The organism is Pseudoalteromonas sp. T1lg10 (genome assembly GCF_002964545.1).
Taxonomy (GTDB): Bacteria; Pseudomonadota; Gammaproteobacteria; order Enterobacterales; family Alteromonadaceae; genus Pseudoalteromonas.
The window spans coordinates 1-4436 of the sequence record NZ_PQBV01000012.1 but is presented as its reverse complement, the minus strand read 5'-3'; the positions used below and the strand labels follow the sequence as shown (position 1 = coordinate 4436).

The following is a 4436-nucleotide window of genomic DNA, read 5'->3' as shown; positions in this document are numbered from 1 at the left end:
CGATGTCTTCTTCGACTGTGTGTTCAAGCACAGCTTGACGCATCAACTCTTCACTCTTGTCGTTGAACCTTGGTTCACTCGAGGCAAGAACTTCAGGTTGCAGCATCAACTCACCACCATCGACCATGCTCAATAACAGCTCAGCATTTAAGGTTGTCGCTGCTGGCACACCCTCGCCGGAGGCGGTGATGAACACGTTGAACTGAGCCTCTTCGATGGTACCGTCCGGATACTCAACTTGGTAGCTAAAGGTATCGGTTAAGGTTGAGCCAAACACTTCCAAGGCGCTGTCCGGGGTATAGGTGTAATTACCGTTTTCATCAATTTGCAAGGTACCGTATTGGCCCGCCAAGGTGATACCACCGGTTGGATCTTGGAAAGTTGTTCCATCGGTTGAGACCGTTAGGCTATAAGCTGGATCAAACAACACATCATTTTCCAGCAAGCTGCCGCTGGTCGTTTGCACTCCGTCAACAACGAACTGATCGAGGTGATGAATGGTCGAACTGAGGTCAACGCTAACGCCACCGATTAAGCTGACAACACCTGTATCGACATCCATCGACACGCGGTAGTCACCTTCGGTAAGACCGTATACAGTAAACTCGCCGTTACCGCCCAGTCCCAGTAGACCAATTAACTGGTCGCTGGAGAAAGTTTCGACCACTTGCCAGACGCCATCAACAAACTTCTCAACAGCGATATCAAGGCCTGAACCCAGTGAAAGCAGATCGCCACCGTCAACGGTCAAGGTGAGATCTTGCGTAGTATTTGCGGCGACTGTAATGGTGTCACTTTCTGTGTTGGTAATAACCGGGATTGTTGCGCCCAACAGCCCTAAAATCCACGTGTATTCGAGTGCGTCTGTGACGCTCATGCCAGCTTCAGAAGCGAAGTCGTAGCTGATCTCAGCGCGTGCAGTATCACCAGAGACGCCTTGTCCTGACAAATTGAAGTTCAGGTTTGCGGTGGAACTGCTAGTACCGTCCGAAATGGTGTAACTAAAGCTATCGCTGTCGCCTAAGCCGTCACGAACACCGTTAGCGACATAGGTGTAGCTACCATCTTCGAAGATGGTGAGGTCACCGAAGTCACCTTTAATTGTAACGCCTTCTGTACCACTACCAAGAACCGTTACTGTTTCGCCATTTGCATGAGTAACCTGCGTGACCACACCGCCTTGGGCAATACTATCGCTTCCGTCTCCATTGGCAGCGCCTTGAATGACGTTCCCCGAGGTAGAGGTGCTACCTTCAAACGCATATTCGGTAAGCGTTGAAGTGACATCCGTCCGTTGCAGCAACGTGAGTGTGTTACTCAAGAGTGCTTCGGCAACCGCATCGAGGACAGTATCGAGTAGGCTTGTTAAACCTAGTGCGTTAAGACCGTTGGTAAGGGTAGCAACCAAGTCTCCGACGCCAAGTGCATCAACTGCACCTAGGACCGGCTCAAGGATTAATTCACGTACCACGGTACCTAGACCAAGCGAACCTAAGATTCCACTGTTACTGCCATTCAGTGCGTTTTCCACAGCAGTTAGCACAACGTCTTGGTTCTCTTCACCCAGAACAACACCACCTTGACCTAGTTCAGTCAAGGAAATTGCACCGCTTCCGTCAGCATCAAACAGGGATTCAAGTACGCTTTCATCGTTGCGTACGACAACAATGTAATCGCCGGCAGGAAGACCTGAGAATTTCGCGACTAGGGTATCGTCACCCGTAACGCCGAGTAGGTTCAAGCCTGCGACATCGCCAACCAATGGGTTATCTGCTGACATCGCTGTGGCAACCACATTACCATTCGCATCGACAATTTCTACAATGTAGGCGTCAGCCACGGCAACTAATGCGTTTTGACTCACTTCAACCACGACTTCACCGAAATAACCCTGACCGACCGTAAGCTGTGTTCCTGCGATAGGAGAACCCGCTGTTGGTGCACCTTCTAACAAGCCAAGCACTTGCATGTCACAGTCAGTGACTGGGGTGCTTACGACACTGGTTTGCGCGCCTAGGTCCATATCAATGTTGTCGGTTTGCGCTTGCACCGGAGGCAAGTCACCGCCAGCAATGGTGATGGTGAGCAACGCCGAGTCAGAAGTTTCACCGTCTGAAAGGGTGTAGTTGAACACTTCGTTTTGTCCGGTCGAACTAGGATCACCGTTTGCGGTATAGGTATAACTGCCGTCAGCAGCAATTTCCAATACACCATAAGCGCCCTCAATGATTACCGTGCCCGTGGCTGGAACATTGACGCTCTCACCAGCTGCGTTAGTAACAGCGGTAACTTGGGCGCCATCAATGCTGGTATCTGCACCAGCGCCAACGATATCGCCCTCAATCAGGTTGCCTTGTGCGACCGTCTCTCCAGTGAAGCTGTATTCAGTTACCGTGGTGGTGATGTCGGTGCCTTGCAACAGCGTGAGAGTGTTGCTTAGTAACGCATCGGCGACAACACCTAAGATCTCGTCAAGGACGCTGGTTAAACCTAGTGCATCTAGTGGTCCAGTCAGTAGGTTAACTAGTTCACCTGCACCAATGGTTGTAGTGGTCTCAAGCAACCCTTCCAGAACACCGCGAACGATAGTACCCACATTGACCAATGGGATACCAAGCACTGCTTCATTGAGCGTTGTTTCAACTGTATCGAGAACAACGGCTTGGTTATCGGGACCAAGCACCACACCTGCACTGCCGAGCTCAGTAAGGCTGATATCCCCATTACCGTCACCATCCAACAACTCTTGCAACTTACTTTCATCATTGCGAACAACGACACTGTAGTTACCCGCTGCTAAGCCTGGAATCGAGATGGCAATAGTTTCATCGCCAGTGGTGTTGAAAATGTCTAAACCGCCGACATCGGCAAGTTGTGAGTTCGCACTGACACCTTGATAGACCAACTCACCGTTTTCATCATACACCTCAACAATATAGGCATCAGCAACAGCTGCAAGTGAGATTTGGCCAACCTCAATTTGCACGTCACCAAGGTTATCTGGTGCAACGGCGAAGGTTGCGCTCGCATCAGCGCCGCCGGTTGCTTCTGCTAAACCAAGAACCTGTACGTTCTCAGTTGATTGTGGTGGATTCACGGTGACCACCGGCTCGCCCATATCAATCGCATTGCCATCATTAACAGCATCAAGTGATTGAACGACCACATCTTGACTGCTAGTGCTAAGTGAATTACCAGCTGCATCGGTAACCGTTGCAATGACTGGGTAGGTGCCTGCAGGTAATGGGGCCCCCGATAAGTCAAGGCTCCAGTTGCCATTGTTATCAATGGTGAGCTCTGGCGAGGTGCCAAAGGTGTACTCGGTGCCAGCAACAGACACTGTCAAAGTAGTGTTGTCCGCAAGATCTATGGTGCCGTTGAAGATTAACGTAGTATCGCTCGTGATGAAGTCACCGTCGGTACCAGAATCATTGGAAATACTGTCAAAGGTGACGGTTTGACCATTGCCATTCCCATCTACAGCGGTATCAAGCGTAGTGGTATCGGTGACCGTGCCGGTATTGCCCGCGGCGTCAGTCACTGCCATGGTTACGGTCAATTCGCCGTCGGCGAGGCTTGACAGATCTTGCCCAGTGACTGTCAGGTTGCCGTTGCTATCTGTGCTGATCGCCGAGCTCGGTACCGTGATCGTAGTCACGCCATCACTGATGGTGATGCTGTTCACGGTGGCACCCGCTTCAACGCTGCCGGTGAAGCTCATACTCGTGGCTTCGTTCGCGTTGACCAGCTCATCGCCGCCGTCATTGAACGCGATGCTGTTCGCACCGTCGCCCGTGGTGGGCGCGCTGGTGTCGATGACTAGGTTGCCCGTGGCCGTGCCACTGTTACCCACCCCGTCGGTGGCGGTCACGGTGACCTCGTAGCTACCGTCCATAAGCGCTGGCAAGGTGTCGTCCACCAAGGTCCAGGTGCCGTCGCCATTGTTAGTGGCGGTGTAATCCACACCCTCGACAGTCACCACGATGCTCGCCTCTGGATCATCTATGGTGCCGGTCAAGGCCGGGGTTGTGTCATTGGTCGTGAGCGCATCGAGGGTGACTACAGGCGCACTGCCGTCAACAATATCGGATGCTGGCGCACTTTCGTTGCCTGCAGGATCCGTGGCGGTGGCCGTAACTTCGGTACCGTCAGCCAATGGGGTGTCAGGCGTGACGCGCCAGTTACCGTCACCGTCAGTGGTCGTGGTGTAATCCGCTGTGCCATCCCCGTCAACATCGACGTTGATTTCACTGCCTGGCTCTGCAGTACCGGTGATTTCAGTGCCGTTACCTGCTTCTACCGTAGGTGCGTTCGGTGCGGTCGTATCCAAGGTGGTGGTATCGGTGACCGTACCTGTATTCCCTGCGACGTCAGTCACTGTCATGGTCACGGTCAATTCGCCGTCGGCGAGGCTGGACAGATCTTGCCCAGTGACT

The 4436-nt window shown here is 52.6% G+C and carries 1 protein-coding gene; it reads right to left on the bottom strand.

The genetic code is table 11. The features are described 5' to 3' along the window. A partial coding sequence (locus C2M17_RS06090; RefSeq protein WP_199775998.1) for a beta strand repeat-containing protein occupies positions 1–4436 on the bottom strand: 4436 nt, incomplete at both ends.